Here is a 4,776-nt window from a genome sequence, read left to right as displayed (position 1 = left end):
AAGCGTAGCCATGGGATTCCGCAGTTCATGAGCTAGCATGGCCAGAAACTCGTTCTTTCGCCGATCTGCTTCTTTCAGCCCTTCTTCCGCCCGTTTCTGAACCGTTAAATCTCGCATTACTTTAAGTAGCCCCACAATCATACCGTCCTCATTACGGAGCGGCGTTACCACCCCCGATCCATAGAAGTAGGAACCGTCCTTTCGAATGTGCCAACGCTCGTTTTCGGCCTCTCCTTCACGGATCGCTTTTTTAGCTTCGTTTTCCGGGATGCCTTGTGCTCGATCATCCGGGGAATAGAGCTGGTCCCCTAACTGCTGCATCATTTCACTTTCACTGTAACCAAAGACGACCTCAGCCCCACGGTTCCAGGAAGTAATGTGCCGGGTCAAGTCGGTGGTGTAAATGGCGTAGTCTTTGGCACTCTTAAAAATGGCTCGTAGCCGGGATTCGCTTTGGTGCAGAGACTCCTGAGCCCTTCGTCGTTCATCGATATCAAACATGACGCCACTCATGCGAAGGGGCTGGCCGTCCCGCTCTTCGGTGATACGTCCATAACCGCTCATCCACCGACTCGAGCCATCCTCCCGTATGGCACAGAATTCAGCATCATAGACTTTGCGTTCGGCGATGGCTTCTTCGAGTAGGGATTTCACTCGCTCCTGCTCCCGGGGATGGACATGACGCATGAACTCCTCCGGGTTCTGGGGATTGGCTTTCGGCTCCATACCAAAGAGCCGGAAGTGCTGCTCGTTCCAGTAGACCTCATTGGTTTCCAAATTCCACTCCCAAGTAGCCAGTTGAGTGGCTTCAATTGTCAATCGCAGGCGTTTTTCTGATTCCTGCAAAGCTTCTTCAGCTTTGGCTCGTTCTACGGCGGCCCAAGTACGGTCGGTAGTCTGCTCAATGAGGCTAATCTCTTCGGCCGTCCACGCATGCGGTTCGGAATGATGAACCGTAAGTTCTGCCACTAGCCGTCCTTGCTTAACGAGTGGAATCATCACCCAGGAACGCGTTTGGAATGCCGCATATCCGGCTTGACGTGCTGGGCTATGCTCTTCACTGAACACGTCTTCACGCCAGAGGGGACGGCCCAGCAAAGCTTCTGTCGGGGCTTCGGGTGCGAGATCAGAAAAATGCACGATTTCCCCCTTCATGGGTAAGAACCCTGCCTCCACCTGTTCAGCCGTAATGAGCATGGTTCCTTCCTGGTCTCTTGTTTCGGCGTAGATGGCTCGTGGGATTTTGAGCTGGGTACATAGCAAACGTAGGCTCTCCTGTTGAATGGCGAGCGGGTCCGAAAGCGGACGTAGGGCATCGCTTAGTGATAACAGATAAGCCTGCCGCTCCTGCATCCGCTTGCGTTCGGTGATATCGTCGTACACGCAAGCAATGAATGGACTGCCTTTGCTGCCTACTCGCGAAAGATAGCAGCTATACCACTGACCCAGTTGATGTACCGGATATTCTGTACGAATGGATTGACCGGTGTAATAGACTTCTTCCAGCATTTGATGCCACTCGGGTTCCAGATTAGGCACCAGCTCGCTCATGCGTCTATTGACTGGATCCTGAATGCCAGTCATGCGGGTAAAGGCCGGATTGTCTTTTCGGTGCCAATAATCAACCACCTTTCCCTGCTCATCAAAAATCAATTCAAGCAAGCTAAAGCCTTCGTCAATGGCGTTAAAGAGGGCTTCGTACTTATTGGTAGCTTTTTGAGCCACTTCATCCTTTAGGCGTAGGATTTCTTCTTCGGCTCTCCTCTGAGTCGTTATATTCTGTCCAACTAATAACAATTGGGTGGCATTGCCCTGTCCATCCCGGTTGAATACCTGGCCACGAAGCGAGAGCAACACCCATTCCCCTTTCTTGTTTTTAAGCCGGTATTCAACTTTGTTTTCTTGCCGGTCTTGAAGTGAACTAAAGCGTTCATAAAAATCCTGGATAGCGGGCAGATCATCGGGATGAAAGAGTTTAGTCCGGTCCTGAAAAGATAAACTAGTGATTTCATCAGGGTTGAAATCGAGCCAGGACATGGTATCGCGATTGGCATAGATGATCTTTCTAGCGGGCAGTTCTACGACCGACACTACATCGGGCATCATTTCAGTAACGCTGGTGATAAAGTACGCCTGGTCTTTTAGCTCCTGTTCTGCTTTCTTGCGGCGGGTAATGTCAGTGGTCGTCGTCGCCACTCCATCCCCTAGCTTTACCGTGGACTGATCAAACCAGCCATCAAACTGTTCATGAACATAATGACGTTCGGATTGATCCGCGATGCCCGTTTCACAGACCTGCTTGAACGTGTCAAAGATGCCTACTTCTTTTACGCCAGGGTTGAGCGTGAGTAGGCTCTTTCCAATCACATCTCCGTACTGTCGCTTGCTGCTCTGATTGTTAAGGGTCCAGACAAAATCAACGATTTCTCCCTTCTGATTGCGGACGGCCTTGAACACCTGGATCATATCTAGGGTACTATCCAGGGTAGACTGGAGTAGGGCCCGACTTTCCTCTAATTCCCGGGTTTGTTCGGCTACCTGCTCTTCAAGCTCTCGTTGATAAGCCTGCTGCGTTTGCTGCAAGGCTGCTTCGATCTCTTTTTTGTCCTGAATATCAATATTGATACCCAACCATTTTCGCACGCTTCCGTCGGCGTTGAGAATGGGAACAGCCCGAACGTTGGTCCATCGCCAACCACCCCCAGGCCGTTGCAGACGAAACTCAGCGTTTACGGGCTGTAGCTGTCTGGCCGCTTCCTGCCACTGCGAAAGGGCGTATACCTGATCATCGGGATGAACTACCGCTGTCCAGCCTTGGTCTAGCCACGCTTCCACCGATTGACCGGTATAGGCCCGCCAGCTCGGCGAATCGGTGACGACCAGCCCCTGAGCATCGGTTTCCCAAAAAGCTTGGGCAAAGGATTCCAGTAACATTTGATACTCTTCGGCAGAGGTGAAGCCCTGCTCGTTGCTATTCGTGCTGCTCATAGGTTGGAGGTATGAGAGAAATAATCTGCGTACGTAGTAGTCAGATAAAGTAAAGCACTTCTGGCGGGAATTAGGGCTAAGTAAACGTATATTCAATTGTCCTTTTCAATCTAGGCTTATTTCTTGCCATTCATCAAGAAAGGTCAAAGCAATAGCATGCAAAACCAGTCTGACTTTGCATGTTGATGAAAGTAGTTTGTGCTTATGTAAGCCTATTATACCTTACTTACTAGCGAGGCCTTTTCGCCAAGACTCCCCAAAGAGTATATACTTCATGCCAAACTTTTTCTAGTTCTAAGAAGCTAGAAGGCTTGCCCACCAGCCCATTCACATTGAGACGATAGGCTTCGTTAATGGTCTCAGCTGTAGGGGTAGTAGTGAATAAAATTACCGGAATCAACTGCCATTTTTTAGAAGCTTTTAACACTTTTAAAAGTTCAAGACCGTTCATCCGCGGCATGTTTAAATCCGAAAGAATAAATGTCGGGCAACTAGGCAGTAATGCGAGCACCTCCAAAGCGTGCTGGCCATCTCGTGCAAAGGCTACTTGGCAATCGGGAGTTGTTCTTTTGATCACATTCTCTAACAGAAAACGGTCGTCATCATCATCGTCTACAATGAGTGCCAGTGTAGGTAAAGTCATTCATATTAGGCTTAGCCTATGATTATGGGATAGTTAAAGTAGAGTTAATGCGAGATACGCATGGTTATTAACCTATGGTTAGTAAAGGTAAAGAATCAGTGTGATAAGTTAGTGGAGCTTAAAGGTGTTGGGCATAAACATTTATAATATTTAATTTGCTATAGATCAATCTACCGCATTATGTACGACCAACGTAACCACTTCTGAACCCTCTTGCATGTACCTAATTGGTCCTTCAGATCGTCCCAACTGCAGAGCAATTAAATACGCCAGACAGCCTATTCTGCCATGTAACGAAAAGCCTGCTTAAGATGACTCTCAAGCAGGCTTTGGGGAGAGATTCACCCCCGGGGTGAAGTATATAAAATAGGTAGAAGGTTACTAGAGGTTGCATTTCATCTTTTAGTCGGGCAAAGCTCCGTCAGTCATGAGATTATTTCCCTTGCTAATCCAAATGACTGACGGAGATCGACTCTTCCAGCGAAGAGCCTAGCCTTGCCTTGGTTGATTGGGTAGAGGTGAAGTCCAGCATCAAACCTCTCCTAACCAAGTTGGGTCAAAGGTAGCTAGCCGAAGGTTAGTGCATATAGCTATGATGTACCTCAATTAGTTCCCCTAAAAACAGGGGGATGCCGGGTATGCCACCCTAATTATAGGGGTCGTATCTAGTTAGATTATGCCTGAGTGTTTTGAAAATGAATCATCTACCTTTGCTAAGCAGTGGGTTAGCCAAACTAGGCTACTGCTCCTTTATGCAAGGCGAGGCTCTATAGTGGCGGCTTTGGGCCTGCTTCGTCAGATGTACTACTTAGCACAGAGAGCACTTAGCCCATTGACGAAGGCCTGCAAAAGGATATGGGCAAATCCAGAAAGTAGCAAATTCCGAACTAAATAGGTTTTGAATGAATCCCCGAAAAGGCCTGTCCGGAACGCTGGGCGGGTCTTTTTATGATCTATTTGCCACTAATCTGGTTTACGAGCTAAAAAACCGTCCAGCAATGCCAGACGGGTTTAGATAATCTCCCCACTATAAAATCTAAGCAGCGGCCTGGGACTGACTCTGTCCCATCTCCCTATAGTCCTCTGCGTGCAGGTCCGGAATCCAATCCGTGAGCTGCTTGATGAGATGACTCACGTCCATAAAC

General features: G+C 48.6%; 2 protein-coding genes. Both read right to left on the bottom strand.

The features are described 5' to 3' along the window. On the bottom strand, positions 1-2,988 hold a 2,988-nt coding region (locus BWI93_RS09775; protein ID WP_141217419.1), incomplete at its 3' end, for a PAS domain S-box protein. 229 nt (positions 2,989-3,217) lie between these two features. Beyond that, positions 3,218-3,631: a response regulator gene (locus BWI93_RS09770; protein ID WP_094810679.1), complete on the bottom strand. Its 414-nt coding sequence runs from the start codon at positions 3,629-3,631 to the stop codon at positions 3,218-3,220. Positions 3,632-4,776 lie beyond the last annotated feature (1,145 nt).

This window comes from Siphonobacter sp. BAB-5385, from assembly GCF_002261125.1.
Lineage (GTDB): Bacteria > Bacteroidota > Bacteroidia > Cytophagales > Spirosomataceae > Siphonobacter.
The sequence above is the reverse complement of the archived record's forward strand: the minus strand, read 5'-3'. Positions and strand labels throughout refer to the sequence as shown.

Excerpts from the sequence above, each read along its gene's own strand:
- BWI93_RS09770 (WP_094810679.1), bottom strand. The coding sequence starts at position 3,631 with ATGACTTTACCTACACTGGCACTCATTGTAGACGATGATGATGACGAC.